Here is a 26,553-nt window from a genome sequence, read left to right as displayed (position 1 = left end):
TTTTTCTTGGCCTTAAATAAGCAGCTCTATGATGTGTTTATTGCCTTCCCATTTGGAAAAACACATTTTTTGCACCATTTTGACCAATCGCGAATCCCAGATAGATGGGGCCCATAAAGCTGTTAAAACCAGCAAACAGACTAATGCTTTTTCTTAGCGATGGGATCGTAATGGCTTTGCCTATATCCCAGACATTGCCGGCTTCAATCGATGAGCCCAGAAAAAGGCTTTGCCCCGCCATCTCAAAATTAACTGCACGCAGTAAATAAGTAGCACTTCCATAAAGCATATAGTTGCCGCTGAATTGATCTTGCTGGTATGCCGAAAGTTTTTGGAAACCTCCCAGGGTTGAACCAATGCCTTGCAGTTGCGTGCTTGATTGGAAAAGGCCGGCACCGCTCAATTTCAAATTAACACTATGACTATCCCAGCTTTTCGCCCATTCACTGTTGAATGACATTTCCTGATAGTTTTGCTCGCTCTTGTTGACGCCAAAGAAAATGCTACCTGCTACTTTATAGCCATCTCTTGGGAAATTAGGGTCGCTTAATTGATCGATGACGATTGCCGTCTTTATTCCGACTTGTTGCAAACTACCCGACGGCAAATTGGTGCTCGATATCGAGCCGTCCTGATTAAGGAGGTAGCCGCCTAACTTTGGGTGCACGCTATAACGGTTGAAGTTAAAGCCGATCCGCGCCTCACCTAATTTGCTTTGTTCCCCGATTTTGAATGCAAGATCGGCACCGACTTTTTCTGCCCGCAAATCGTATTCTGCAATGCGAGTATCACCCAGGAATTGATTAAGTGTGGTGTCATTAAATTCAACATAGGGTGAGACGAACATACCTTCGCGTTCAAATAGCGGCTGACGGAGTTCGGTGTGTAATTTGATTTCGTTGCCGAATTCCGCATCGGTGCGCCATTCCAGGCCGCTATCATTGAGCCATGGCCGTCGGTGTCCAACTTGCAGGCGGAATCCGCCGGCACCATCGAAGCCGCTGGATAAATTCAAGCCAAATCGAAGGAAATGTGGTCCCCAATTTCGACCGCGTGCATCGACTTGTATACCATATTCTCCGTTACGCTGGACGAGTTCATGACTGATGCCATCAAATTCACGGGCATTATTGAGCTCGGCTAATTTACGGTTTAACTCGTCTGCGTTGTAAATACTGCCGATTCGAATTCCTAATTGTCGTTTTATATCAGCATCTGGAATGCTGCTCTTGTTGTTAACGTCCACAAAACTGATTTTGATCGGTGGTAATTGAGGATTGAGGCGCATTTGCTGTGAACTGGCAAAAATTCGATCTGGCAAGGATAAAGCTTGTAATTGTGCACGCATAGTTATAGCGGCGTTTTCACCAATAGTACTGGCATCGTGCGAACGCGCAAAATCCATGAAGCCAATAGTTCCCAGGTCTGGTTCAATTAAAATATCACCAGGTTTCAGTAAGGCTTTTTGTGCTTGCACATTTTGTTCAGTCAAAATGTTGACCATTTGCTGGCTGACGTTAAATAAACTTTGTAACTTATCTCTTGGTAATAATGGCGTTCCAATATTTACGGCAATAATAATATCGGCGCCCATACTGCGAGCAATGTCGACAGGGAGATTGCGCACCAGGCCACCATCTGACAATAATCGCCCATCAATTTCAGTTGGCGCAAATACGCCAGGTGCAGCCATGCTGGCGCGAATAGCTTTATGCAAGGAGCCTTTTTCGAAAATGACCATTTGGCCACTTTCGAGGTCAGTAGCAACTGCGCGAAATGGAATTGGCAATTGATCGAAGCTGATATCTGGTGGTAAATGTGCCGTCCAGTTTTGAATTAATTCTTGAAACTGGCTGGCCTGAACCACGCCCGCCGGAAGGCGTACGCCATTTTCACTTAATCCCAAAGTTGCGCCAAGAGGATAGAGGTCGTTTTCCTCTCTGACCGCTTGTGGCAGTGAGCGTCGATCGACACGATCGAGTGCGATATCATTTAGTTTGAGATTCTGGAGTTTATTTTCGATCTCTGTCGCCGACATTCCCGCAGCATAAAGGCCGCCGACAACAGCACCCATGCTGGTGCCTGCGATGCAATCGATGGGGATATGCATTGCCTCCAATTGTTTAAGTACGCCAATATGCGCAAAGCCTCGGGCGCCACCGCCTGACAATGCCAGGCAGACTTTGAGGGGCCTGGTTTGTTCTTTTTGTGCGGTCAGACTTTCGGATTTTGCAGAAAAAGAATATGAAATTAACATCAAAGTAGTCAGTGCATTAAAAAAAATGCGTTTCAGGCGCGGGTATCTTTGATTGTGCATGGAATTCTTGTCGTGGTCTCTATATACTGCTAGAAGTATATCAATTTAGTTTTACCGAAGTTTAATAGCATAAGCCAACTTATTTTAGCGACTCATGAACCTACATCAATTACGCTTTGTCCGGGAAGCCGTCAGGCAGAATTTTAATCTGACTGAGGCTGCGAAGGCCTTATTTACTTCTCAGCCTGGCGTTTCCAAGGCCATTATTGAACTGGAAGAAGAACTGGGCGTAGATATTTTCACCCGCCACGGCAAACGTATCCGCGGATTGACTGAGCCAGGCCGAGCTGTTTTGAAGTCTGTTGAGCTCATTATGCAAGAAATTGACGGCTTAAAACGAATTGGTAAAGAATATGCCGCCCAGGACAGCGGTAGTTTTACCATTGCTACCACACACACGCAGGCGCGCTATGCGCTGCCGAAGGTGGTGCAAGCATTCATGCAAAAATATCCGAAGGTACGCTTATCGTTATTGCAAGGTAATCCCAAACAAATTGCCGAAATGGTGATGCGTGATCAGGCCGACCTGGTCATCGCGACAGAATCTATTGCCGGTTTTGATGGTTTGATTTCATTGCCATGTTATCAATGGGAGCATGTCGTGATTGTGCCGATTGATCACCCATTGCTCAAAGTTAAAAATATAACGCTGGAAGAAATAGCACAATTTCCTTTGGTTACCTATGATGCGGCGTTTGCAGGACGAAGTAAAATCGACCAGGCATTTCAGATCCGCAACTTGAAACCGGATATTCTGTTAGAAGCCATCGATGCCGATGTCATTAAGACCTATGTTGAGTTGGGTATGGGCGTAGGTATTATTGCAGGTATGGCATTTGACGCTGAGCGTGACAAAAATTTACGTGCTATTTCCGTCGGACATTTGTTTGGCATGAATATCTCCCGAGTTGCAATCAAGCAAGGGGCGTATTTGCGCAGCTATGTGTACACGTTTATCGAGCTGCTTAATCCGACATTAACCCGTAAAATGGTGGATGGTGTACTTCAGGGTAATAAAGATAATTACGATTTATGAGTATGCAACCGTTGCGCGATTGGCCTAGGGGGCAGCGACGTCAACTTAGAGTCGTGTTGACGGATATTGATGATACCCTCACAACAAATGGCAGATTAAGTGCAGAAACCTTGCATGCGCTCGATAGCGCCAAGCAGAAAGGTTGGATACGTATTGCCGTGACCGGGCGGCCAACGTTCTGGACTTTGCCGTTGCTGCGTCTATGTAATTTTGATGCTGTCATTGCAGAAAATGGCGCTAGTGCATTTTGGATTAACGAATCTGGGCAGCAGCAGGGAATGTTTTACGCAGATGCCGAAGTTCGCCAGCAACATCGATGCCAGTTAGAGGATTTTGCGCTCCAGTTAAAGGCAAGTTTTCCAGAGGTGAAAGTCGCCTCCGATGCACCGCAACGCATTGGTGATTTGGCGTTTGATATTGGCGAGGAAATTCCAGCTTTACCTTTAGCGAGAGTGCAGGCGATCGTCGCTTTAATGCGCAATCATGGTCTATATGCAACAACAAGCAGCATCCATGCGCACGCATCAGTTGACTATTTTTCTAAGCAAACGATGACGCAGCGATTGTTGCGCGACGTTTTTGCTATTGATGATCTGGCGGCTCAGGAGTGCTGTGTGTTTGTTGGCGATTCGCCGAATGATGCCAGCATGTTTGCGCATTATCCTTGGTCGGTTGGTGTTGCTAACGTCAAGAAATACCTGGATCGATTTGAACCGCATCCGCGCTTTGTGACAGAACAGGCGTGCGGCGCTGGTTTTGTCGAACTGATTAACTTTTTATTAGATGAACAAAATGAATGAAGAAACCATGCGCGAGTACTATGCTCAGCGCGCACAAAGTTTAGAGCAGGTGTATCAGCGTCCAGAGCGCCAGGCTGATTTAATTGAAATACAACAACGTGTTTGTGATTTATTGAAAGACCATCGGGTCCTCGAAATAGCCTGTGGTACAGGTTATTGGACCGAAAAATTCGCCCCGCACGTTGCTTCGGTGCAGGCAACTGACATCAATCAATCAATGCTCAACGTTGCGCAAACTAAATCCTATCCGACCGATAAAGTTGAATTTGCCATCGCAGATTTGTATGATTTACCGGAGGCGACGGGGCAATACTCCGCTTGCTTCGCTGGCTTTTTCTGGTCCCATGTCTTGCGTGAAGAGCAAGCCAGCTTATTGGCGAAGCTGAGTAAAAGCGCAGGGAAGGGTAGTTTGTTGGTGCTGATAGACAATAATTACATCGAAGGCAGCAGTACACCTATCGCCCGCACTGATGCGGAAGGGAATACCTATCAATTCCGGATTCGGCAGGATGGTGAGCGTGTTGGTATTCTGAAAAATTTTCCGACTGACAGTGCTCTGCGCAAGAAGTTTGGCCCTGCGGTAAGGGATATTCGAATTTTTAGAAATCAGCATTATTGGCTCTTGAGTTGTATCTTGAAATAAAACGTATTTCTATGCAGGGCGTCTAGTATTGTTCCTCGAAAGGAAGCCATGCTACATTGCTTGCGTTTTTTAACTTAAAGGAAGAGACATGGACTTACAAGCATGCACTGAGACAATTCGCACTAAAGTTGGTGATAATAGTGGCTTGAACGCGACGTTGAAATTTGATTGTGGTAGCGATGGTGTGGTATTCGTGGATGCCACCGCGACACCTAACACCGTTTCTAATGAAAATACAGATGCGTCTTGCACCATCACGATTTCTCTGGAAAATCTTTCTGCGCTGTTGACCGGCGAATTGAACCCGATGAATGGTTTTATGATGGGTAAATTGAAGGTTGCTGGTGACATGGGCGTCGCAATGCGCCTGCAAACCGTCGTTTAATATTACATTAAGCCTGCTTGCGTTAAAAAACCGCAGATCATTTTATGATGCTGCGGTTTTTTATTGTGGCTATTTAGCCGATTTCGAGCCGATTTTGAGTTGATTTGAAGCCGAATTTAAGCCGAATTTAAGCTAGTTTACACCAGCGACATTGCACCGACGATTAGCGCTGATGTTCCATCGGGATACAGGGCATCAAAGCATCGTGTGCATGAATTGCAAAATAAGTGCGAGCGTTTTACATGTTTGTATCGTAAAACCAATTGAAGTTGTACGTTCATGCAATACGGGCAATGCTCCCGCATTTTCCCTACTGCTTGAATATCCTCGGCGTAGTATCCACCTTCGATCAGAGCGCCTTCAATGACGTCCCTGGGATCGACTTCTAAAAGGATAAATGCCGGTGCGCGCGTGTTTCTGCGATCACTTGACAGGCTGGAGGGCGGTGCCGACAAAGTGCTGCTAACATGACTCATGTTGGACTCCTAAATAAATTCACGCGCCGGAACTTCGTCGGTAAATCAAGGGCGCACCTCAATTTAGTAAAATTTAGCTGGAATAACAAGGACAGCTTGAAATCTTATGGAAGAAAGTATTCAGCCAGTTAATTTAACCATATTGCCTCATGGATGGCAGTGCCCCATAGCGAATGGCCAGAGTATTTTAGAGGCTGCATTAGCTGCAGGAATTCGTCTGCCAAGTTCCTGTAGAAACGGCACTTGCCGTGCATGTATCTGCAAACTGGTTGAAGGGGAGATTACTTATCGCATTGAATGGCCAGGCTTAAGCTTCGATGAAAAAGCCGACGCCTGGATGTTGCCATGCGTCGCGGTAGTCGCAGTGGTTTCAGTGGTTTCAGTGGCCTCAGTGGGCGCAATGACACAAAACCCTTTGGTCATACAAGCGCCACTTGCCGTTAAGGTGTCTGATGAGGATTAAATCTGGATTCAGCATTGCTGCATAATTGCACCGTTTCGCCTGAGCCATGCCAGCAAGGCGTCATTGCTTCCTTGACTGGCGATGGAATACCGTCATCGGAGATTTTAGCCAGGCGCGTATCCCAGGCCTGAACGCCTGAGGCGCTAATTTCAAGCCTGACGATCCAGCCGCGGGTCTGCGGCTCATTATCCAAAGAATCAATCATAAAGTTGCCAATGCTGTAGATGATAGGCTTCCCTTGGTACTGTTCAATGTCCTGGGTGACATGCGGATGCCCGCCAATGACGGCATCGGCGCCAGCATCGATCATTTTGTGAGCGAGTTCATGTTGCCGCTGACCGGACTTGGCTTCATTTTCCCATCCCCAGTGCATAAAAGGAATGACAACATCAGCATGGTATTTTTGACGTGCAGCGTGAATATCCTCGACCACATGTTCGTCGTCCTCGCTCCACGCGACGCCTGCTTCTGTGGCTGTTGCCTCAAAACTGCGCGGCATAAATTCGTCGTAACCGAGCAATGCAATTTTTATCCCTTTGCGTTCGATGATGAGTGGTGTATGCGCCTCTTTTAAATTTCTGCCGCCGCCAAAATAGGGTAATTTCTGCGCTTCTAAATGTCCCAGCATTTCACTAAATGCACCCCTGCCAAAATCGCCGGAATGATTGTTGGCCAAAGAAACCGCATCGACATGCTGATGAAGCACCGGCAAGGTATTGGGATTGCCTCGGAAAGTAAAGATCTTCGCGGCCTTGTCGCCTGACGTAGCTATGACGCATTCCAAATTGGCGACGCGAATATCGGTGCTGGAAAGGATCTCGGCATAAGATTCCAGAGGGTCTTTGTGTTCAGCAATCCATTGTGCGGGAACGCCATCCATGACGATATCACCGGCAAATAACAAACTCACGGTTGGCGTGGCTGGTGCAGCACAAAAGCCTGGATGCGCGATAGCGGCGATTAGAGCGCCGAGCAACACGGGTAAGCATCGGATTTTGCAATGCAGTTCTGAGAAAGCTGTCATTTTATTTTTTGTCCTGCAAAGTGCAATGGTATTGCAGTTCACGCTCCAGCGGCCCTGCGTAAAGTCGATTAAAAGGCGTTATTTGCTTTGGCATGGATTGCAAAACGAAAGGCGGATAATAATTGGCCTCATGAATTGGTATGTCGCCATGATCAGTCTGAAAGTAAGCGTAAATTTTGATGTAATTGATCGCGTTCAGATGACCATTCATTTCTGCTTTGAATGTAAAGCGTCCGCCAATATCGATCGTTTCAATTTTATAGGGATCAGAAGTGAGTGGCGTTTCAATGAATGTCGTTTCACCCGCATAGGTCGCATAGCAGAGTAATACCGGGGCAGCGTGTGCCGACGTAGATGTAAACGTGATTCCAGTAACGCAAGTTAAACATATGACGGCTAATATGGTGCGCATTGACAATGGTAATTTGCCAGATAAAGGGTTTTCTTGCATTCGTTGATTAGTAGCGAAAGGACGGACGCATATCATAACGCCAACGCCCGCCAGCGTCCGATATTTGATTGAAAATTTGTCGTGTAACACCGCTAGACCGATAATTTCAGGTAAAGTAAATAAAATGCAATTTCCTCCTCCTTGTGTTTAATTAATGGCATTCCTTACTACATTCCTTACTAAATAGTGCTTAGTAAGGAATGCTTTATTTATGATGGCCCTAATCAAAGTAAAAAATGAAACAAGAGATGATTTCAAATCCGGAGTTCCAAAGTTTGTTGAAGCAAGTATTGGAAGATAAGATCCCTTTTTGCCATTTATTGGGCATTAAGGTGGAAAGCCTCGATCCGCAGCATCCGCAATTGCGTATTGATATGCGTGAAGAGCTATTAGGTAATTTCGCGCAAGGAATGTTGCATGGGGGCGTAATTGCTTCTGTTTTAGATAGTGTTGCAGGGATTGCGATTTTATTGAAAATGACTGCGGAAAATCCGAAGGAAGATGCTTTTTCGCAGCTAAGAGAATTTGGGTTAATGAGTACGATTGATCTGCGCATTGACTATTTAATGCCGGGTAAAGGCGCCAGTTTCATTGCAAATGCTGAAGTCACGCGTCTTGGAAAACGGGTGGCTAATGTGTTGATGGATTTACGTAATGAAAAGGGCGATCGAATTGCGACGGGGGCTGCGGCATTTATGTTGCACGGGCGGAGTTGAGGACAGTATATTTAAAGAGTTGATGTAAAAATATCAAAAAAATAATAAATAGGCTGCCATTTGACTGAAAAAAATGGCGTCGTGTCGATTAAATGTGGATACAAACGCTAAAAGTTGAATATATTTGTAGTTTTGCGCATTTTTTATGTACTTTCACGTATCGATTGTGCGTATAATCAGCTAGTCGTTGAGATTCAAAGTGGTAGTGCAGTATCAGTCTGTCATTTCTTACTTGGTTGAAACGATCTATCGGGCATATGCCCAAATTAACTGAAATAGGAAATAGTAATGGCAACAGGTATTGTTAAGTGGTTCAATGATTCTAAAGGTTTTGGTTTCATTACTCCTGATGAAGGTGGTGAAGATTTGTTCGCTCACTTCTCCGCAATCGTATCCTCCGGCTTCAAATCTTTGAAAGAAAACCAACGCGTTTCTTTCGAAGTAACGACAGGCCCAAAAGGTAAGCAAGCTTCCAACATCGCCCCTCTGTAATAAGAGTGTCGGTGGGCTGATTTAACAGCCTTGCGATAAAAATCCCCGATTTTCGGGGATTTTTTTTTGTCTGTACAAATTACACACTTTTCATTCAATCAACTCTATACTTAACTGAGCGTGTATAAATCAACACGTTGTTGCTCATTTTCTTGAAGTAATCGATGTATCTTTATCACAGTCATCCGCAGCAAAAAAATTAGTGTTGTTAATTGATGTGAAGCAACATTAATTCTTGTTTTTAATCAATACTAAGTTCCCTGTAATTTGTACGCTTACTTGTTCAGATAAAAACTGATTGAGAGGGATGTGATGATTAATGTAACGATCCGATTGCGCCTTATTGCGACGATGGCTTTTATGGCAGTCATGTTGACCATCGGCGGCTTAATGGGAATCTATGGCGTCCGCAATAGTAATGCAGTCATTCAAGAATTATTTTCAGACCAATTGCCCTCCGTTGGTGGCTTGGAAGAGTCGCGGGTTTGGTTGTTGCGCTCTCGTGTCGCATTGGATAGAGCGATCGACCATCCTGATGCAGCTGATTTCGCGCAAACTGTCAGTAAGTCGGAAGAGTATTTTGCCGAATCAAATACGAACTTTAAGAAATATCAGCAGTTGCCGCAAGATGAGGACGAGAAAAAGCTGGCTGCAGAAGTAGCGGCGCTTCGCGACGCCTATGAAAAAGAGGCGCACCTGCCGATGTTGGCAGCGATTAAAGCGGGCAATAAAGAAGAAGCGGATAAGATCAATGTGACGCTGGTTCCCGCCAGGTATTCTGCCTATTCAGATAAGATTAAAATTTTGGTCGATCATCAATTCGCCAGCGCAGCAGCGATGCTGAAGAAAAGTCAGGATGACTTCAAAATATTTATGTGGGTTGATATTCTTGGCGTAATTGCTGGTTTAACTGCAGTCTTTATTTCAGCTTATTTTTTACTACGCGCGATTTCTCACCCTCTACAACAAGCCCTGGTGCAATTCACGGCTATTGGTGATGGAGACCTTACGCATCAACTGAAGCCGGAATCCAACGATGAAATGGGGCAACTGGTATCGGGCTTAGAAAATATGCGTCAAAGTCTGGTGCAAACTGTCACCATGGTGCGTCAGAGTAGTGGTTCGATCGCTGTGTCATCTGAAGAGATTGCGATTGGCAATATGGATTTGTCGTCCCGTACAGAACAACAAGCTGCCAGTTTGGAAGAAACAGCATCGTCAATGGAAGAATTAACCTCGACTGTGCAACAAAATGCGGATAACGCCAGACAGGCAAATACCCTGGCATTGACGGCATCAGATGTTGCTAGCAAAGGTGGTCGAGTCGTCGGTGATGTCGTCCATACCATGTCGTCGATTAAGGAAAGTTCGAGAAAGATTGTTGATATTATTGCCGTCATTGATAGCATCGCGTTTCAGACCAATATTCTCGCTTTAAATGCGGCAGTTGAGGCTGCCCGCGCAGGTGAGCAGGGGCGTGGATTTGCGGTGGTGGCGACAGAAGTTCGCAATTTGGCGCAACGATCAGCGGGTGCGGCGAAAGAAATTAAAGAGTTAATTAGTAACTCTGTTGATAAGGTCGAAGAGGGTTCTCGTTTGGTCGACGATGCCGGTAAAACAATGGATGAAATTGTAGTGTCAATTAAAAGTGTGGCTGACATCATGGCAGAAATTACGGCTGCGAGTGCAGAGCAAAGTGATGGCATTAAGCAAGTTAATCAGGCCATTACAAAAATGGACGAAGCGACTCAGCAAAATGCCGCTTTGGTAGAAGAAGCTGCCGCCGCTGCGGGCAGCATGCGAGAACAGGCACATAAACTAAATCATGCCGTTGGAATATTTAAGCTCGAGGCGGGTATTGAGCAAAGAAATTCCAGCTCGACACCTTTATCTGCCGCTAAACCGCCCAAGGCTGCGCCTAAAAAGGCCGGAGCATCAGCAAGTATGAAGACGGTAAAAGCATTGAGTAGCGCGTCGAATGCAAAGGCAAGTACAGTCCGAGAAAAGCCATCAGCATCTGATCAGGGAAGTGATTGGGAAGAGTTTTGATTGAAGGCCGAATGAGCAATGGCTTTTGATTTTTAATTGTAATACTTAATTCTTAATTCTTAATTATTCATATTTATGTAGCGATAAAAAACGGGATTTAATCCCGTTTTTTTGTATTGCTAATCAAGTGATCTTCTTCCAGTAAAAGGGGTCGCTGTAAGCTTGTCGCAAAAAATCAATGAACGAGCGAATGCGCAAAGGTAAATGGCGTCTTTGTGCAAAAATCGCATAAATGTCATTGCCCGGTGCGGTATATTCATCTAACACTGTGACGAGCTTACCCGATTCGATTTCTGCGCCCACTTCCCACATCGAGCGCCACGCTAGTCCTTTACCCGAGATCGCCCAGTCATGTAAAACTTCGCCATCATTACAGACCATGTTACCGTCTACCTTGATCGTGACATTTTTTCCGTGTTGCCTGAAAGTCCAACCGCGTTGGCTGCCATCGCTGCTAAATGCCAGACAATTGTGAGCGCTTAATTCATCAATACTTTTTGGTGCGCCGTGCCGTTTAATGTAATTGGGTGAGGCGACAACAACTCGCTTGTTATCTGCCAGTTTAACCCCAATCAAGTTGGAGTCCGTCAGCGAGGCAATGCGGATTGCCACGTCAATTCCTTCGCCAATGAGGTCGACCACACGGTCATTCAGACTTAGGGTCAGTTTGAGATCGGTGTGCTCAGCCAGAAACGACGGAATCAGCGGCGCCACATGTTGCCTGCCAAATCCAGCGGGTGCCGAAATAGTCAAGGTGCCACTTGCATGAGCGCTACGTTCTGAGACGGATGCTTCGGCTTCTTCGAGGTCGGCGAGGATCCGCATGCAATCATCCAAAAATGCGGCACCTTCGTTGGTGAGTGCAATTTTGCGTGTCGTTCTTTGTATCAGTTTGACGCCAAGGCGTTCTTCTAAAGCGTCCAGGCGTCGGCTGATCATCGCTGGGGCGACACCTTCTGCGCGTGCGGCCGCTGATAGACTTCCGCGGTTAGCGACTTCAGCAAAGGTAGTGATTTGTTTAAATTGATCCATGCTTTTCTATTCTCTGAGCGATTTTTGCGCATCTTGTACTAGATGGGTTTTAACTATTCACATCTATTTAAGTGGTATATCAGCATAATAATCCATCTATTTTTAACTAAAAGTAAAAGATAAAGTGATAAAACTAATTATTTATGCTGGTTTTTATTGAATATACTACGTTTTGAACACTGAGATACCGACTGTGGAAAGAATGACGATGACGATACAAGCAATTGCGTTTGATGCCTATGGCACACTGTTCGATGTGTACTCGATCAGTCAATTGGCAGAAAAATTTTTCCCGGGGCATGGTGTCGAGTTAGCGCAGTTGTGGCGCTCGAAGCAGATTGAATATACACAATTGCGCACCATGTGCAGTATGTACAAGCCTTTTTGGGAAGTTACGCAGGACGCGCTGGTATTTGTATGCAAAAAAATGGGGCTGAATTTGAGTCTGGATGCACAAAATTCCTTGATGGGACAATACGCACGACTCGATGCCTTTTCAGAAAATTTAGCAGTATTGAAAAGCTTGCGAGCTTCGGGTTATAAGCTGTCAATTTTATCAAATGGGACTACGCCAATGTTGCAGTCCGCGGTCGATGCAGCCGGCATGCAGGGCATTTTTAGTCATTTGATGTCTGTTGAGGCTGTGAGGAAATATAAGACGGCACCGGAGGCCTACCAATTGGGACCAGACGTGTTTGGTGTTCCAGCAAGGAATATTTTGTTTGTATCTAGTAACGGTTGGGATGTTTGCTGTGCGACTTGGTTTGGGTATACCACTTTTTGGGTCAATCGCGCCGGTGCGCCGCTTGAAGAGTTGGGCGTGACACCACATGGTACTGGCACCACATTGGCCGATGTGCTCGAATTTGTAGAAAAATATCGGCATTAAATTTTGTTTTTTAATTTTAAATTCTGAATTTTAAATTTTAAATTTTTATTTTATTTTTTCGCTTGGAGATAGAAATGACGCAACTGAATTTACCCGCTGGAATGCAAATTACTGGCGAAATCAAGCCAGGTTTTGAACAAATTTTGACACCAGAAGCATTGGCTTTGGTGGCAAAATTGAGTCGCGCGTTCGAGCCTCGTCGTCAAGAATTATTGGCAGCACGTGTCGCGCGTGCGAAACGTCTTGATGCTGGTGAGTTACCCGATTTTCTGCCAGAAACTTTACACATCCGGGAAGGCGATTGGAAGATTGCACCTATCCCTAAGGCATTGGAGTGCCGTCGTGTAGAGATTACAGGTCCTGTTGAGCGCAAGATGGTCATCAATGCTTTCAATTCCGGTGCAGACAGTTACATGACCGATTTTGAAGATTCCAATACCCCAAACTGGGATAATCAGATCACTGGTCAAATCAATATGCGTGACGCAGTTCGTCGCACAATTAGCTTAGAACAGAATGGTAAATCCTACAGACTGAACGATAAAATCGCGACATTGGTCGTTCGTCCACGTGGTTGGCATCTGGATGAGAAGCACGTTTTAGTTGATGGAAAACGCGTATCTGGTGGTATTTTTGACTTTGCTTTATTCTTGTTCCATAACGCCAAAGAACAGTTGGCACGTGGCGCAGGCCCTTACTTCTATTTGCCAAAGATGGAATCCCATCTGGAAGCGCGTTTGTGGAACGATATTTTTGTGATGGCACAAAACGAAATTGGCCTTCCACAGGGCACGATCAAAGCGACAGTATTGATTGAAACCATCGTTGCAGCATTCGAGATGGATGAAATTTTGTATGAGTTGCGTGAGCATAGTTCAGGCCTGAATGCTGGGCGCTGGGATTATATCTTCTCATGCATCAAAAAATTCAAAAACGACAAAGACTTCTGTTTGGCCGATCGCGCTAAAGTCACTATGACTGCGCCATTTATGCGCTCTTATGCGTTGCTGTTGCTGAAAACCTGCCACAAGCGCAATGCACCGGCGATTGGCGGTATGGCAGCATTGATTCCAATCAAAAATGATCCGGAGAAAAATGAGATCGCCATGGGCGGTGTTCGTAATGATAAAGCGCGTGATGCAACTGATGGCTACGATGGCGGTTGGGTTGCGCATCCAGGCCTGGTTGACTTGGCGATGACGGAATTTAAAAAAGTATTGGGCGATGCGCCTAATCAGATTTCTAAGCAACGTCCTGATATCGAAGTAACGGCGAAAGATTTGCTGAATTTCCAACCGGAGACGCCAATTACTGAAGCTGGTTTGCGTTATAACATTAACGTTGGCATTCATTATCTGGGCGCATGGTTGGCCGGTAATGGTTGCGTACCGATTCATAACTTGATGGAAGATGCTGCAACAGCAGAAATCAGCCGTTCTCAAGTTTGGCAGTGGATTCGTTCTGCTAAGGGCAATCTCGAAGATGGCCGTAAAGTCACTGCTGAAATGGTGCGAGCCATGATTCTTGAAGAATTAGCGAAAGTAAAAGAAGTTGCCGGAACGGGGCCGACTTATGACCGGGCAGCGGTTATTTTTGAAGAAATGTCGACTTCCGAAGATTTCGCTGAGTTCTTGACGTTGCCTTTGTACGAAGAAATTTAAATCTAGCCTTTTAATACAACGAAATAATGCGACGAAATAGTGCAGTACTTTAGCTATAAATCGTCGTTGAATTTAGCGTAGATGATCAAAACAGCCCGAAAAAAATCGGGCTGTTTTTTATTGTAATGGCATACTGTCGATTTATTTTCTACACTGACTTTCGACCTCTTGTCGTACAGCCCTTTGAAAGCGTTTTATCATGCCAAAATTCACTCCCATCGCCCCTGAAACTGTCGTCGCTCACACGGAAGAGTGGCTGGAAAAAGCGGTTATTGGTCTTAACCTTTGTCCGTTTGCGAAAGCGGTTCAGGTGAAGAAGCAAATCCGCTACGTTGTCAGTGAAGCCGCAACGCCAGAAGCCTTGTTGGAGCAATTGCATGTTGAACTTGAACTATTGGCGGAAACTAGTCCGGAAAAAATCGATACCACGCTCTTGATTCATCCGCATGTGTTGACCGATTTTCTGGATTTTAATGATTTTATGGATGTTGCTGACGGCTTGTTGGAGGAGCTGGAGTTAGATGGCATTTTGCAAGTAGCAAGTTTTCATCCTGATTTTCAATTTGAAGGTACCGATTTGGACGACATCGAAAATTACACAAATCGGTCGCCGTATCCCGTATTGCATTTGTTGCGAGAAGAAAGCATTGATCGCGCCGTCGCGGCTTTCCCAGACGCTGGCATGATTTATGAAAAAAATATAGAGACTATGCAGGCCTTGGGATTTGAGGGTTGGGATAAACTGAACTTGTCCTATTTGCATAAATAAGACCGGCGTTGCCGGGTAGTAATCGCATTGAAGATGAGGGCAGCACGATTGTCGATACGTGCGTGATCTATCCATTATTTGCGCAATTGCAGCAAATAATGTGGTGCGTTAAGAGCTTGAATGCAATTAATTATTTATATCGATATATGAAATAGTCATATCTAACTTTTCGATTATTTGTTTGTAATAGTCGCTCCGTTTAGTTGCGTGAAATCCTGATTTTACTTACGAATGTAGCTGGAATATTTGGATACTCATGGGGAGTATATTTTCGCACCCTTATTCTTCAATGATATATCGATACATATTGCCTATACTCCCTCTAAGTGTTGATTTGCAGAAGGCGAGCTGTTCAATTTCTCTGTTTTCGAGTGCGGCATTATTTGATTTTTGACATTTCAATTTTCTTATCTGTTTGCCTTATTTTCTGTGGAAAATTTGTTTTGTATCTCGTCGCGACCGCGCTTTCTTCAGAATTTTTGCCTAAAAGCTCCTTGTTATTTTGCAGGGCAGCATGTAGAGTAAGGGGTTGTTTTACCTCATTTTTCACCTTTTAGTCTTCTATATCTATGGCTTTAATCGTCCACAAATACGGCGGTACGTCGATGGGTTCAACTGAACGCATCAAGAACGTCGCCAAGCGCGTCGCCAAATGGCATGATGCCGGTCACCAGATAGTTGTGGTGCCATCGGCTATGTCTGGCGAAACAAATCGTATCATCGGTCTCGCTAAAGAAATTATGGCGCAACCTGATCCTCGTGAACTCGATATGATCGCCTCCACAGGCGAACAGGTGTCTGTTGGTTTGCTGGCGATGGCATTGCAAGCAATTGGCAAACAGGCCGTGTCGTATGCGGGTTGGCAAGTCGCCATCAAGACTGACTCTGCTTATACCAAAGCTCGCATTGCATCTATTGATGATGCCAAAGTAAAGGCTGATCTTGATGCGGGTAAGATTGTCATCATTACTGGTTTCCAGGGTGTTGATGACTTAGGAAATATTACAACTCTTGGTCGTGGCGGTTCTGATACGTCAGCGGTTGCCGTTGCGGCCGCTTTAAAAGCGCAAGAGTGCTTGATATACACCGACGTTGATGGTGTATATACGACGGATCCGCGCGTGGTGTCTGATGCGCGCCGTTTGAATACAGTGACGTTTGAAGAAATGCTCGAAATGGCATCGTTGGGTTCAAAAGTTTTGCAAATTCGCTCGGTGGAGTTTGCAGGTAACTACCGTATGCCTACCCGGGTTTTATCGTCACTGACTGACCCGTTAATGCCGCTGGAAGAAGAAGCAAAATCCGGCACACTGATTTCGTTTGAGGAAGATACACACATGGAACAAGCTACCATCACTGGCATCGCGTTTAACCGTGATGAGGCCAAAATTACCGTCTTGGGCGTACCAGATCGTCCTGGCATCGCGTACCAAATCCTGGGACCTGTTGCCGATGCGAATATTGAAGTGGATATGATTATCCAAAACCAATCTGTCGAAGGAAAAACAGACTTCACTTTCACTGTTCCACGCGGCGAGTACCAAAAAGCGATGGATGTTCTCGAGGGTAGTGTTAAAGCACATATCGGTGCTGCCAGTATCGCCGGTGACTCCAAAGTATCGAAAGTCTCCGTGGTTGGCGTTGGAATGCGCAGCCACGTCGGTATTGCATCCCAAATGTTCCGCACGTTATCGGAAGAGGGTATCAATATTCAGATGATTTCTACTTCTGAAATTAAAATCTCGGTACTGATCGATGAGAAATACATGGAACTTGCAGTACGTGCCTTGCATAAGGCATTTGGCCTTGAAAACGCCTGAATAAAGTTGAAATAGCAGAAATTGTCTCAATTGCGACTTGTTTTTTTTTGTTTAACGTAAGACAGTTTGAAAAAAATCATTTTTGTGTGCCGCAATAGTTGACCAAAGGCAGTTGAACCGCTATTATCTTGATCTCGATTACTGCCGAGCTTTAGGGTAAGGTTGGTAATAGTGTGGAGGCGTGGCCGAGTGGCCGAAGGCACTTCCCTGCTAAGGAAGCATATGGGCTTAAACCTGTATCGTGAGTTCGAATCTCACCGCCTCCGCCAGTAATTTTGAAAACCCCTTGAGAGATCAAGGGGTTTTTCTTTTTTTGCGCATCTTTTCCCTGCATTGTGGTGCTGCATGAGCCCGCGTCGGTGCTTTGCTGACGATCAAATTATCCACTTCATTTTTTATCAGATTCTCTAAATCTATTTGATCCGCCAAACCTAGCTATACGCCTTCCTTTTGTGGATTTTGAAATCAGTTGAAGTATTCTCAATGTTGGCGATTAGTAAATTTCAAAAAGAAAATTAGAATTATCCCTAGTCGGTTTGAAAAATTATCGACTCGTGTAAATGGGCTGAATCAATGTCGAATGTGGAGTTGCAAATTGAAAAGTTTAAAACTTTAAAACTTGAAACGCGCCTTGCACTAGGGGGTGGCAGCATTGTGATGTTGGTGCTATGGATCGCATTTAAGGAAGCTTAAACCCCATCCATATCAGATGATGACGCGAACAAACATATAAAGAGTCTATACATCAACCAAGCGCAGACTCGAGAGGTATCTTATCTGGCTCTCGATAGTGCTCGAATTGTTCGCAATTTAATTTTTAATAAAGAACCTGAGGCGATTGTTTCAAATAAAAACCAATACGAGAAAAATTCTAGTCGTATCGATGAGTTGATCCGAAAATTAGATGCCACATCGAAGCAGGATGAGGATGTTCAATTTATGAATAATATAAAAAATGCTCGCAAAGTCTACAACGAATACAATGTAGAGATGATGGAGCTTGCAATGAAGGAGGGGGCGAGCGATGCATCGGCAAAAGTCCTCGATGGCTCAAAGTATCAACTGCAAGCAGAATTGTTGCAGTCGTTGAGGGACTTGGTCGATGATCAGCAAAAGCAAATCGAGGAAATGGTTGAAGAAGCCAAGATGGCTGATTCGTCTGGTGTGGTTTTAGCCAGGTTAATACTAGCCTTTTAAATTTTTATGATGATTGTTGCTGCTGATTTGCTTGCCAGGTGGTTATTCGAAAATTATGCTCAAGGTAGCATTGAAGAGATGAATGAAAATCCCGATATTTCTTAAATCGCAATGCGGATTCGATTGGTCTTTATAAATATACCGGTTGACAGTAGTTGGCGACTTGTAAAGATTTGATTATCGTTCTGGGACAGGAAATGATTGATTTATATTTTCTCGGGCGTTACTTTTGAGAAGAGAACGACATCCACAACTAGTGGTTTATTCATTGATTGCAACATCAATATAGGGGGCAACTAACGGCAGAGTAATTTGAAACTGTGTTCCGGCATTTTCTTGATTGCTTGTTACCATAATTTGTCCTCCTAGTAATCCAGTTACCAGGTTGTGAACAATGTGCAGCCCCATGCCCGAGCCGCCTTGTCCGAGGCGAGTTGTGAAAAATGGCTCAAAAACTCTGCGAAGATTATCAGCTGGAATACCTTTTCCATTGTCGTGTATGCTGATTTGAATTTCCCCAGTTTCAGAATAATGACCGTAAATCCTGATAGTACCAACCGCAAATGATTCAAATCCATGCAGGATTGCATTGTTAATGAGGTTAATTAAGACCTGGCCTAATGGGCCTGGAAAACTGTCCAATATAATCGTTGGATCGATGTCCGTGTCGATTCGACATTTTTCCTGAGATAGAGTTGGATTCATCGTTAATAGAATTTCCGCTGTCAGTTCTGACAAAGAAAATTTTCGTCTTTTTGAGCTGGTGCGGTCAACAGCTACATGCTTAAAACTTGTCACGAGATCGCCGGCACGAGTGAGATTTCGCATCAAAATATCTGTTGCCAAACCGATTTCTGCGAGAAAATTTTTAAGGTCGGAACGTTTGATGCCGGTATCGATCTGGCTAGCGATTTTCTTTATCATTTCTTCTTGCGTGCTGGCGACCGTTAAGCTGTTCCCAATTGGTGTATTGAGTTCGTGCGCGACACCAGCAACGAGCGCTCCAAGTGCTGCCAGTTTTTCTGATTGCACCAATTGGTCCTTCGCTATATTCAACGTTTCTAGTGCACAGTTGAGTTCAAAATTCTTCTTTTGCAGTTCAGTGGTCCGTTCGGCGACACGCAATTCCAGGTTTGCATTGAGGTTTAAAATTTCACGTGCTGCGGCACGAATTTCGGTGACGTCATGGAGTAACGCAATCATTAATTCTTCACCGCGTGACTCAAAAAGAGCACAGTTAATCAGCATCTCTTTGATTTTGCCATTGCCAAGTTTGATCGTGGCGGGAAAGTCACTCACTGTCGAATTTTTTCGCAATAACATAACTAAGTGGGCGCGTTCTTCAGCGTCTTGCCAAACGTTGAGTTGCTGTGATGTTTTTCCGATGATGTCCTTGCGGTGTAATCCCATCTCTCTTTCGAAGGCACTATTCACTTCAATGTAGGTACCGTCTCTCAAATTTGAAATCGTCATGCAATCTGGAGTCAGGCGAAAAGCCGCAGATGCTTGCTCAGAAGCAATGAGTTGATCCGTAATGTCCCGCGCGATCCATACCGCGTGGGAATGGATATCTCCTTTAAGTGCGATCAGTGTGCAATTCACCAGACAATCGCGAATACTCCCATCTCGGGTACGCATTTTGGCGAGATAGTTGCGTGCTTGTCCCTTCTTCATCAACTCTTCAATGAGTTCGTCACGTTGCTCCGGGATTGCCCAGACATTGAAATCACGAATGGGATGACCAAGAACTTCTTCGCGACGATAGCCACTTATTGCCTCAAAACCACTGTTTGCTTCGACAATTTTACTGTCGCTTAAGCGAGTGATCACAATCCAGTCAGCGCTGGTATGAAATACGCGCGTGAATTTTTCTTCGGCGTCCCCCAATTCGGTCACAATCCAACGTTTGAGAGAATCAGGCAATATCCTTGAGAGAAGTCCCATATTGGATCTTTGTAGTTTTTATGTCGGGCTGATAGTTGCGACGGGTATTTTATTTATGCTTCTGGAATGACGTACCATAGAGTCCTTACTCTACATTAAAACTAATTTAAAACTAATACATTACTGTCCCTTCTTCGCAATTTCAGAGAAAAAACGTGGCATAAAATTAACGCCAACAAGGAAATTGCATTGCTTATTTGTGCTAGCCATCACAATTTCCACTGTCTGTCTCATTTTTTATGAACAATAAAATACTAATGTAAATTATTGCGAAATATGTGATGGATTTAAAGATGCTTTTTTGTTTGAGACTAATTCAATATGCAACTCACGAGATTACTCCTATGGCACTTTCGTGCTGGTTTAATAACGATTCGCACCTCTATCAAACCGGGTAATCTCTCCTTTTGCAAGGATCGACTGCCAGATTAAATCGAAAGCAACACACTTATTTTCACCGTGTTTAAAATCCTTAAAGCGAAATTCCAATATTCATTGCAATTATTTGAAGTTGAATGAGTGCCGAATCGAATTCAAAATTTTCTACTAGTTTCAACATTTCCTCTGTTATTTTGCTTTGACCTAAGGCAATCAGCTGAGGGATTATGGACTCTAGCATTGCGTTGGCATTTCCATCGAAATCTTCTAGCTGCGCTGCAAGCATCCGCAAACCTGATTCGAGTTTATTCATATCTACGTTCGTCATCGGTGGACTGGGGAGATTTTCTTGCATCATTCCCTTTAAGCTCATCACCTCAGTAATTTTTGAAATTTGATGGGCAAGTGCCGTCCCCATAGCTTCGATTGCTTTTGCTAATTTTTCGCGATCCCCGATATTGACCAATCTTTCCACTACTGCTGCGTGTTCAGCGAGATGTGTCGCACAGATATTGCCCGCCAATCCTTTTAACGTGTGAGCACTCAATTCAGCGCTATCATGATGATCATTTGCAAGTGCTTCATTAATTCTCTGGATGACATCTGCTTGCGTTTCGCAAAAACGAAGGATAAGCTTGCGCAGGAGTTTTGTGTTTCCTCCAACCCTGATTAGTGCTGTATCAAGATCCAAACCTTCAATATCGGGGATATGATCCTCATTGTAAATGTTGTATGACCTGATGGCAGGTATTTTGCCAGTATGCTCGCTAACAGACTTTGAATGCAGCCATTTTGACAAGGTCAGGAATAATTGAGTAACGTCGATCGGTTTTGCAATGTGGTCATTCATGCCGCTGGCAATGCATTTTTCTTTATCTCCCGCCATGGCGTTGGCTGTCATGGCGAGTATCGGTAAATGAGTAAAACGTCCATCTTCTCTGATTTTTCGCGTCGCTTCAAAGCCGTCCATGATAGGCATTTGGCAATCCATGAGCACAGCGTCATAGTAGTTCTGCGAAATTTTTTCTACCGCCTCTAAGCCATTGTTCGCGACTTCGACTTGCAAGCCCGCACCCTGCAAAAGTTCCAGTGCCAACTCTTGGTTCACAGGGTTGTCTTCGACCAACAGGATGATTGAATCTTTGATTAGGTCTGCTGCCTCATTGTAAATGGCTACCCTATCTGCTTTGCGCGTGCGTTGTACGCTTTCCTTGCCTAAGGCATTGAGTATGCCATCCAGCAAGGTGGATGGGCTGATTGGCTTCACCAATATGCCATCAATGTGAACTCCCTTGGCGCTGTGTTGTAAATCTTCTCCGCTATACGCTGTGACCATGATAAAAGCTGGCGTAAGAGATAAATTTTTTGTTGCGCGGATTTGCTTTATCGCTTCAATGCCATCCATGCCTGGCATATTCCAATCCATTAGAATTAGCCCATAGGGACGGTTTGCTAGTTGTTCTTTTTGTAGTTCTAATAAGGCTTTCGCACCACTATCAACAGCTGTCGCATCAAATTTCAGTGATACTAAAATATTGAGAAAAATTTCGCGCGCAGTCGCATTGTCATCGACAATCAGTATTCGAAGATCCCTAATATCTTGGGCATTGATAGATAATTGACGCTGTTGCGTCTGAACGCCAAATTTGGCAGTGAAATGAAAATTACTCCCAACGCCGACTTCGCTTTCTACACCTATTTCTCCCTCCATCATTTCTACCAGGCGTTTGCTGATGGTTAAACCTAAGCCAGTTCCGCCATATTTTCTTGTAGTTGACTCGTCAGCTTGCGAGAAAGCATTAAAGAGCTTTTGAGTTTGTTCTTCATTGAGTCCGATACCTGAATCCTTTACTTCGAAACGTAATTGAATTTCGTTGGTTGTGGCTGCTATTTTTCGTATGCGAACGGTGATGTCTCCGCTTTCAGTGAATTTGATCGCATTGTTGACCAGGTTGATTAACACCTGAGCTAATCGCAACGAGTCACCCACGAGTGCTGTTGATAAATCTGGTTCCATATCGAAAAGTAGCTCCAGACCTTTTTCCTGCGCATTCAGTGTCGATAAATCTGCTACTTGTTCCATTACATCGTCAAGGTAGAAATCTGTTTTTTCCATTGACAACTTTCCCGCTTCGATTTTTGAGAAGTCGAGGATGTCGTTGATGATGCCAAGTAAATTTTTGGCTGCAGAGGCAACTTTCTGGATGTAATTTCGCTGTTTTGGGTCGAGGTTGGTTTTGAGGGCAAGATGCGACATACCAATGATAGCGTTCATTGGTGTGCGAATTTCGTGACTCATATTAGCCAGAAAATCACTCTTGGCTTTAGTTGCTTCCTCAGCTATTAATTTGGCGTTTAGTAAGTTTGCTTCAGTTTGTTTTCGTTCCGAAATGTCACGAAAGACAACGACAGTTCCTTGAATCTCGTCGTCTTTGAAAAGTGCTGTGGTGGTATATTCGACAGATAATGGCGTGCCATCTTTGCGCCATAACACTTCGTCTTCAGCGTGGCGTGTCTTGCCATCGACAGTACTCATGTACATAGAGCAGTTTTCGATGGGGAAAGGGCGTCCGTCAGGATCGGCATAATGGACAAGGAGGTGCATGCTTCTTCCAATAAATTCCTCCTCTGAATAACCCAATAGAGAAAAAACTGCGGGATTTGCAAAGGTAACTTCGCCTTTTGTATTCAATCCGATAATGCCATCTCCGACAGATCCCAGAATCAGGCGGGTACGTTCTTCTGTCTGTGCCAGTATTTCGCGGCTTAATTGCAGTTCGTGTCGTTGTTCTAATAGGACTAATTTCTGTTGCTCAAGTTCATTAGCTTGTTCTTCAAGGTGCCTCGCTTGCTGCGCCAGTTTGTCATTGTTTTCTTCAAGTAGATCGCGTCGGGCGCGGAGTTGCAGTGCAGAGGTCGCCAATTCTTCAGCTTGTATTTGCGTTTTATCGAGTAATTCACGGGTTGATACATTGCCGGCAAGAATTTGAATTTTTTCTGGAATACTTGTAAGCAAATGATTAAATAAAGTCATTTCTCTCGCGTTGAAACGCGTGAGAGCGCCAATTTCGATGACGGCCACTACTTTCGTGCGATGTATGATCGGAGCAATAAGCAATGTTTTGATATTCAGTTGACCGAGCCCTGTATTCACAAAAATAGGCTCGCTTTGTGGAATCGTGAGATCAATGACGCGTTGACTTTGTGCCGTTTGTCCAACAAGACTTTGGCCCCATTCAAATACGGTGTGATGAATCGCATCGTCGCAGCCGTAGCCGCCAACTTTGTTTAGTTTAGATTGAGTCGTATCGGCAATATAAAGTGCACCATAAACTAAACCCATCATTCTCGCTAATTCAGTAGTTAAGGTATCACCAAATTCTTTAAAACTTGATGCAGATTGAAGCGCCAGATTAATGACTTCTAGTTGCTCTTTTATCTGACGTTCAACATTGATATTCTGTGCGCCAACTTGAAGAATTTGTATGGATTTGGCGATACTGCCGATTTCGTTATGGTAGTCGGTATAAGGTATGGTGATATCAAGTTGACCATCCGCGAGATGTTCAATATTGATACTTAATTTTTTTAATGGATTTCGTATCGAACGGGCGCTCATCCATGCAATGAATCCGCTGCCAGACAATCCTACTATCATAAGTAGGAGTGAAATGATTTGTGCCTGTTGGTATTGTGCCTCTGCCAGATTGATCGCTTCGATTGCACTATTTTCTTTTTGAACGGCAAGTTCAGTAAGTAAGTTGTCGGGATTGTTGATGGCTTGCGTAAATTCAGGACTTGAAAGAAACTGTGCAATGGCAGAGTCTTTATTAGACTCCGTTGTCTCTGCATCCATCATTGCGATCGCTTGATCAACTTTAATTAAGTAGATTGAGTACAAAGTATCAAATTCTTTGATCTTTTCTTTTGCAATCTCAATCCTGATTAACTTGCGTCCCGCATCCAATTCAGTTTTCAATGTTTCGCGCGCAAGTTGAATTCTTCTCTTTGCTGCTTGTCGTTTTTCTGGTGAGCTTAATAGCGCCAATTGACGAAGGCTTCGTTCTATATAGATGAGATTGATATTGACTTCTTTGATGTGCGATATGCCAAACAAATCGTTTTCAAACCCACTTTGTGCTGATTGTTTTATTTGCGCAGTACTTCTTAGCCCATTTATTCCTGTGGCCAAAGCAATCAACATGATAAAGCCATATCCGATTACTAGCTTTGTCGTGAGCTGTGACCGTTCTATGAGCTGTGTGAATTTTTTCATAAGTTGACCTTATGGTAATTTTGAAAATGCAGGTAGACCATCCAACTTCCTCAATAGAAGAGGTGAATATTTTGTGTATCGACGAATTGGTAACGTAAACTGTTAGTTGCTTATCTAGTCATTCAGGTTGATGTGCCTAACGATGTCTGGACGTGTTTCACTTTTTCAGCGATGTCGAAGTCGCTATCAGCGAATCGTGCGGCAATGGCGCGGAACTCATTTTGTAGCGCAAGAAATGCATCGACGATAGCCGGATCGAAATGCACGCCTCTTCCTTCTTGAATAATTTGCGTTGCCACCGCATGCGGCATCGGCTCTTTATAGACGCGGCGACTAATTAATGCATCGTAGACGTCAGCGACAGCCATAAGGCGTGCCGAGATCGGGATGTCATCGCCACTCATGCCTGTCGGATATCCGCTGCCATCCCATTTCTCTTGATGGTAGTAAGCAATTTCCTTGGCGAAACTCAGAAAGTCAACTTGTAGTCCAAGTTGTTGCTCAGCCTTGATAATGGCAGCTCGTCCTATTGTCGTGTGGGTCTTCATGATCTCAAATTCGTCGGGCGTTAAGCGCCCGGGTTTCAATAAAATTCGATCAGGTATGCCGACTTTTCCTATATCGTGTAGTGGCGCAGATTTGAACAACATATGAATGTTGTGATTTGATAAGAAATGCGAGAAACGAGGATGTGATTGAAGATGGCTTGCTAAGGCTTTGACGTAATGTTGTGTGCGTTGGATATGGTTGCCAGTTTCTAAATCGCGTGTCTCCGCTAATGAAGCCATTGCTAGTATTGTGACGTCTTGGATCATGGCCACTTCACGACTTCTTTTAACGACTTCCGCTTCAAGATAAGTGTTGTGATCTTTGAGAAAATCTGCAGCAGCCTTATTCTCAAGTTGTGTTTTAACACGAGCTACTAAAATCGCCGGAGAAATTGGTTTGGTAATGTAGTCTGCCGCGCCTAAATCGAAGCCTTTTTTTTCATCCTTTAATGTCCCCATCGCGGTAAGAAAGATGACGGGAATGTCATGTGTTTCTGGATTCGCCTTGAGTATCGATATGACTTCGTAGCCGGATAATCCAGGCATCATAATATCGAGCAAAATCAGATCGGGCTTATTTTCTCCGATAACATATTTCAGTGCTCGTTCGCCATTATTGGCTAGTTTGACCTTGTACAAATCCTTTAAGATTTCGGATATTAAAGTCAAGTTGTCTGGAGTGTCGTCAACGACCAGAATAGTTGCTTTTGCGGAAAAATTCGGGTTGGGTGAGGTTGACATGATGCATCCTTGATGTTGCTTACAATGGGCTTTGTTACCTTATGTCGCAAGTGAAGTTATTTGTGATTGGTCGCTGTCATCATTTTTCAAAACTTTAGAGTATTGTGTGATGGTTAGACCGGATAGGGAAACGTTTTTAGTCGTCTTTAATTCGGCTTTGAGCATACGAGTTGTTTTTAAGTTTGTCTACGAAATAAAACAACGAAATTTTATTCAGAATGTAGAGAATTGTTAATTAAGTTGAGTGGTATAAATTTTGTTTGAGAAATAGTACTCTGCTGTAGTTTTAATGATCATTGCAATTAATGGCTGGCTTACTTTTGAATAGGGATGCAAGAATTTGAACGGGAGGGGTTGGGGGAGGGGCGCTTTTTTCGTTAAAGATAAATTGGTGTGATTTTAGTGTTGCTTTGATTTGTGTCTGGCAGTAACTGTTACCTAACCTG

21 protein-coding genes and 1 tRNA gene are annotated in these 26,553 nt (G+C 44.2%); 14 read left to right on the top strand and 8 right to left on the bottom strand.

Annotated elements, in window-relative coordinates; all coding sequences use genetic code 11:
* Window positions 1-37: 37 nt before the first annotated feature.
* Window positions 38-2,317 (bottom strand): patatin-like phospholipase family protein, encoded by a 2,280-nt coding sequence (locus ACO0K1_RS09305; protein ID WP_423024958.1) that lies wholly within the window; start codon window positions 2,315-2,317, stop codon window positions 38-40.
* 94 nt (window positions 2,318-2,411) lie between these two features.
* On the opposite strand from ACO0K1_RS09305, the gene ACO0K1_RS09300 reads away from it, so the two are divergent.
* The 4 genes from ACO0K1_RS09300 to ACO0K1_RS09285 all read left to right on the top strand — a co-directional run bounded on the left by ACO0K1_RS09300 (window position 2,412) and on the right by ACO0K1_RS09285 (window position 5,181).
* Window positions 2,412-3,353: a CysB family HTH-type transcriptional regulator gene (locus ACO0K1_RS09300; RefSeq protein WP_423024956.1), complete on the top strand. Its 942-nt coding sequence runs from the start codon at window positions 2,412-2,414 to the stop codon at window positions 3,351-3,353.
* Complete coding sequence (locus tag ACO0K1_RS09295; RefSeq protein ID WP_423024954.1) at window positions 3,350-4,153, top strand: HAD family hydrolase; 804 nt, start codon at window positions 3,350-3,352, stop codon at window positions 4,151-4,153. The genes ACO0K1_RS09300 and ACO0K1_RS09295 overlap by 4 nt, the downstream gene beginning before the upstream one ends.
* Window positions 4,146-4,796: a class I SAM-dependent methyltransferase gene (locus tag ACO0K1_RS09290; RefSeq protein ID WP_423024952.1), complete on the top strand. Its 651-nt coding sequence runs from the start codon at window positions 4,146-4,148 to the stop codon at window positions 4,794-4,796. Before ACO0K1_RS09295 ends, ACO0K1_RS09290 begins: the two co-directional genes overlap by 8 nt.
* 88 nt (window positions 4,797-4,884) lie before the next feature.
* Entirely contained in the window at window positions 4,885-5,181 is a 297-nt protein-coding gene (locus tag ACO0K1_RS09285; RefSeq protein WP_423024950.1) for an SCP2 sterol-binding domain-containing protein, read from the top strand.
* A 137-nt stretch (window positions 5,182-5,318) separates the two neighbouring features.
* Here the strand turns inward: ACO0K1_RS09285 and ACO0K1_RS09280 are convergent, their stop codons facing one another.
* Window positions 5,319-5,657 (bottom strand): hypothetical protein, encoded by a 339-nt coding sequence (locus ACO0K1_RS09280; RefSeq protein ID WP_423024948.1) that lies wholly within the window; start codon window positions 5,655-5,657, stop codon window positions 5,319-5,321.
* 106 nt (window positions 5,658-5,763) lie between these two features.
* Between ACO0K1_RS09280 and ACO0K1_RS09275 the strand changes: the two genes are divergently transcribed.
* Window positions 5,764-6,120 (top strand): 2Fe-2S iron-sulfur cluster-binding protein, encoded by a 357-nt coding sequence (locus tag ACO0K1_RS09275; protein ID WP_423024946.1) that lies wholly within the window; start codon window positions 5,764-5,766, stop codon window positions 6,118-6,120.
* Here the strand turns inward: ACO0K1_RS09275 and ACO0K1_RS09270 are convergent.
* Together ACO0K1_RS09270 and ACO0K1_RS09265 are read right to left on the bottom strand one after the other, a co-directional pair.
* The gene (locus ACO0K1_RS09270) at window positions 6,098-7,144 is read right to left on the bottom strand and encodes a CapA family protein (protein WP_423024944.1); all 1,047 of its coding nucleotides are present in this window, start codon (window positions 7,142-7,144) and stop codon (window positions 6,098-6,100) included. The genes ACO0K1_RS09275 and ACO0K1_RS09270 overlap by 23 nt on opposite strands.
* Window position 7,145: 1 nt before the next feature.
* Window positions 7,146-7,595, bottom strand: coding sequence for a hypothetical protein (locus ACO0K1_RS09265; RefSeq protein ID WP_423024942.1), 450 nt, complete (start codon window positions 7,593-7,595; stop codon window positions 7,146-7,148).
* 248 nt (window positions 7,596-7,843) lie between these two features.
* Here ACO0K1_RS09265 and ACO0K1_RS09260 point away from each other — a divergent pair, with 248 nt between their 5' ends.
* The 3 genes from ACO0K1_RS09260 (at window position 7,844) to ACO0K1_RS09250 (ending at window position 10,852) form a co-directional block, all read left to right on the top strand.
* Complete coding sequence (locus ACO0K1_RS09260) at window positions 7,844-8,311, top strand: thioesterase family protein (RefSeq protein ID WP_423024940.1); 468 nt, start codon at window positions 7,844-7,846, stop codon at window positions 8,309-8,311.
* Window positions 8,312-8,599: 288 nt separating this feature from the next.
* Entirely contained in the window at window positions 8,600-8,803 is a 204-nt protein-coding gene (locus tag ACO0K1_RS09255; RefSeq protein WP_186910542.1) for a cold-shock protein, read from the top strand.
* A 312-nt stretch (window positions 8,804-9,115) separates the two neighbouring features.
* The gene (locus ACO0K1_RS09250) at window positions 9,116-10,852 is read left to right on the top strand and encodes a methyl-accepting chemotaxis protein (RefSeq protein WP_423024972.1); all 1,737 of its coding nucleotides are present in this window, start codon (window positions 9,116-9,118) and stop codon (window positions 10,850-10,852) included.
* Between the two features lie 123 nt (window positions 10,853-10,975).
* Here the strand turns inward: ACO0K1_RS09250 and ACO0K1_RS09245 are convergent, their stop codons facing one another.
* Entirely contained in the window at window positions 10,976-11,884 is a 909-nt protein-coding gene (locus ACO0K1_RS09245) for a LysR family transcriptional regulator (protein ID WP_423024938.1), read from the bottom strand.
* A gap of 208 nt (window positions 11,885-12,092) precedes the next feature.
* Here ACO0K1_RS09245 and ACO0K1_RS09240 point away from each other — a divergent pair, with 208 nt between their 5' ends.
* From ACO0K1_RS09240 to ACO0K1_RS09215, 6 genes are all read left to right on the top strand, one after another.
* On the top strand, window positions 12,093-12,773 hold the full coding sequence (locus ACO0K1_RS09240) for a haloacid dehalogenase type II (RefSeq protein WP_423024936.1): 681 nt from the start codon (window positions 12,093-12,095) through the stop codon (window positions 12,771-12,773).
* A gap of 74 nt (window positions 12,774-12,847) precedes the next feature.
* Window positions 12,848-14,434 (top strand): malate synthase A, encoded by a 1,587-nt coding sequence (gene aceB / locus ACO0K1_RS09235; protein WP_423024934.1) that lies wholly within the window; start codon window positions 12,848-12,850, stop codon window positions 14,432-14,434.
* Between the two features lie 199 nt (window positions 14,435-14,633).
* Window positions 14,634-15,203, top strand: coding sequence for a DUF1415 domain-containing protein (locus tag ACO0K1_RS09230; protein ID WP_423024932.1), 570 nt, complete (start codon window positions 14,634-14,636; stop codon window positions 15,201-15,203).
* A gap of 569 nt (window positions 15,204-15,772) precedes the next feature.
* On the top strand, window positions 15,773-17,023 hold the full coding sequence (locus ACO0K1_RS09225; protein ID WP_423024930.1) for an aspartate kinase: 1,251 nt from the start codon (window positions 15,773-15,775) through the stop codon (window positions 17,021-17,023).
* A gap of 175 nt (window positions 17,024-17,198) precedes the next feature.
* Window positions 17,199-17,292 (top strand) — tRNA-Ser (locus ACO0K1_RS09220).
* 433 nt (window positions 17,293-17,725) lie between these two features.
* Window positions 17,726-18,220, top strand: coding sequence for an MCP four helix bundle domain-containing protein (locus ACO0K1_RS09215; RefSeq protein WP_423024970.1), 495 nt, complete (start codon window positions 17,726-17,728; stop codon window positions 18,218-18,220).
* A 261-nt stretch (window positions 18,221-18,481) separates the two neighbouring features.
* Here ACO0K1_RS09215 and ACO0K1_RS09210 read toward each other — a convergent pair whose 3' ends face one another.
* The 3 genes from ACO0K1_RS09210 to ACO0K1_RS09200 all read right to left on the bottom strand — a co-directional run bounded on the left by ACO0K1_RS09210 (window position 18,482) and on the right by ACO0K1_RS09200 (window position 26,107).
* Window positions 18,482-20,164, bottom strand: coding sequence for a PAS domain-containing sensor histidine kinase (locus ACO0K1_RS09210; protein ID WP_423024928.1), 1,683 nt, complete (start codon window positions 20,162-20,164; stop codon window positions 18,482-18,484).
* Between the two features lie 472 nt (window positions 20,165-20,636).
* The gene (locus ACO0K1_RS09205; protein WP_423024926.1) at window positions 20,637-24,818 is read right to left on the bottom strand and encodes a response regulator; all 4,182 of its coding nucleotides are present in this window, start codon (window positions 24,816-24,818) and stop codon (window positions 20,637-20,639) included.
* A 122-nt stretch (window positions 24,819-24,940) separates the two neighbouring features.
* The gene (locus tag ACO0K1_RS09200; protein WP_423024924.1) at window positions 24,941-26,107 is read right to left on the bottom strand and encodes a response regulator; all 1,167 of its coding nucleotides are present in this window, start codon (window positions 26,105-26,107) and stop codon (window positions 24,941-24,943) included.
* Window positions 26,108-26,553 lie beyond the last annotated feature (446 nt).

It is taken from the genome of Undibacterium sp. SXout20W (genome assembly GCF_049340285.1).
GTDB lineage: Bacteria > Pseudomonadota > Gammaproteobacteria > Burkholderiales > Burkholderiaceae_D > Undibacterium.
Note: the sequence above shows the minus strand (reverse complement) of the source record. Positions and strands in the feature narration are given on the sequence as shown.

Excerpts from the sequence above, each read along its gene's own strand:
- ACO0K1_RS09305 (WP_423024958.1), bottom strand. The coding sequence starts at position 2,317 with ATGCACAATCAAAGATACCCGCGCCTGAAACGCATTTTTTTTAATGCA.
- ACO0K1_RS09300 (WP_423024956.1), top strand. The coding sequence starts at position 2,412 with ATGAACCTACATCAATTACGCTTTGTCCGGGAAGCCGTCAGGCAGAAT.
- ACO0K1_RS09295 (WP_423024954.1), top strand. The coding sequence starts at position 3,350 with ATGAGTATGCAACCGTTGCGCGATTGGCCTAGGGGGCAGCGACGTCAA.
- ACO0K1_RS09290 (WP_423024952.1), top strand. The coding sequence starts at position 4,146 with ATGAATGAAGAAACCATGCGCGAGTACTATGCTCAGCGCGCACAAAGT.
- ACO0K1_RS09285 (WP_423024950.1), top strand. The coding sequence starts at position 4,885 with ATGGACTTACAAGCATGCACTGAGACAATTCGCACTAAAGTTGGTGAT.
- ACO0K1_RS09280 (WP_423024948.1), bottom strand. The coding sequence starts at position 5,657 with ATGAGTCATGTTAGCAGCACTTTGTCGGCACCGCCCTCCAGCCTGTCA.
- ACO0K1_RS09275 (WP_423024946.1), top strand. The coding sequence starts at position 5,764 with ATGGAAGAAAGTATTCAGCCAGTTAATTTAACCATATTGCCTCATGGA.
- ACO0K1_RS09270 (WP_423024944.1), bottom strand. The coding sequence starts at position 7,144 with ATGACAGCTTTCTCAGAACTGCATTGCAAAATCCGATGCTTACCCGTG.
- ACO0K1_RS09265 (WP_423024942.1), bottom strand. The coding sequence starts at position 7,595 with ATGCAAGAAAACCCTTTATCTGGCAAATTACCATTGTCAATGCGCACC.
- ACO0K1_RS09260 (WP_423024940.1), top strand. The coding sequence starts at position 7,844 with ATGATTTCAAATCCGGAGTTCCAAAGTTTGTTGAAGCAAGTATTGGAA.
- ACO0K1_RS09255 (WP_186910542.1), top strand. The coding sequence starts at position 8,600 with ATGGCAACAGGTATTGTTAAGTGGTTCAATGATTCTAAAGGTTTTGGT.
- ACO0K1_RS09250 (WP_423024972.1), top strand. The coding sequence starts at position 9,116 with ATGATTAATGTAACGATCCGATTGCGCCTTATTGCGACGATGGCTTTT.
- ACO0K1_RS09245 (WP_423024938.1), bottom strand. The coding sequence starts at position 11,884 with ATGGATCAATTTAAACAAATCACTACCTTTGCTGAAGTCGCTAACCGC.
- ACO0K1_RS09240 (WP_423024936.1), top strand. The coding sequence starts at position 12,093 with ATGACGATACAAGCAATTGCGTTTGATGCCTATGGCACACTGTTCGAT.
- aceB (WP_423024934.1), top strand. The coding sequence starts at position 12,848 with ATGACGCAACTGAATTTACCCGCTGGAATGCAAATTACTGGCGAAATC.
- ACO0K1_RS09230 (WP_423024932.1), top strand. The coding sequence starts at position 14,634 with ATGCCAAAATTCACTCCCATCGCCCCTGAAACTGTCGTCGCTCACACG.
- ACO0K1_RS09225 (WP_423024930.1), top strand. The coding sequence starts at position 15,773 with ATGGCTTTAATCGTCCACAAATACGGCGGTACGTCGATGGGTTCAACT.
- ACO0K1_RS09210 (WP_423024928.1), bottom strand. The coding sequence starts at position 20,164 with ATGGGACTTCTCTCAAGGATATTGCCTGATTCTCTCAAACGTTGGATT.
- ACO0K1_RS09205 (WP_423024926.1), bottom strand. The coding sequence starts at position 24,818 with ATGAAAAAATTCACACAGCTCATAGAACGGTCACAGCTCACGACAAAG.
- ACO0K1_RS09200 (WP_423024924.1), bottom strand. The coding sequence starts at position 26,107 with ATGTCAACCTCACCCAACCCGAATTTTTCCGCAAAAGCAACTATTCTG.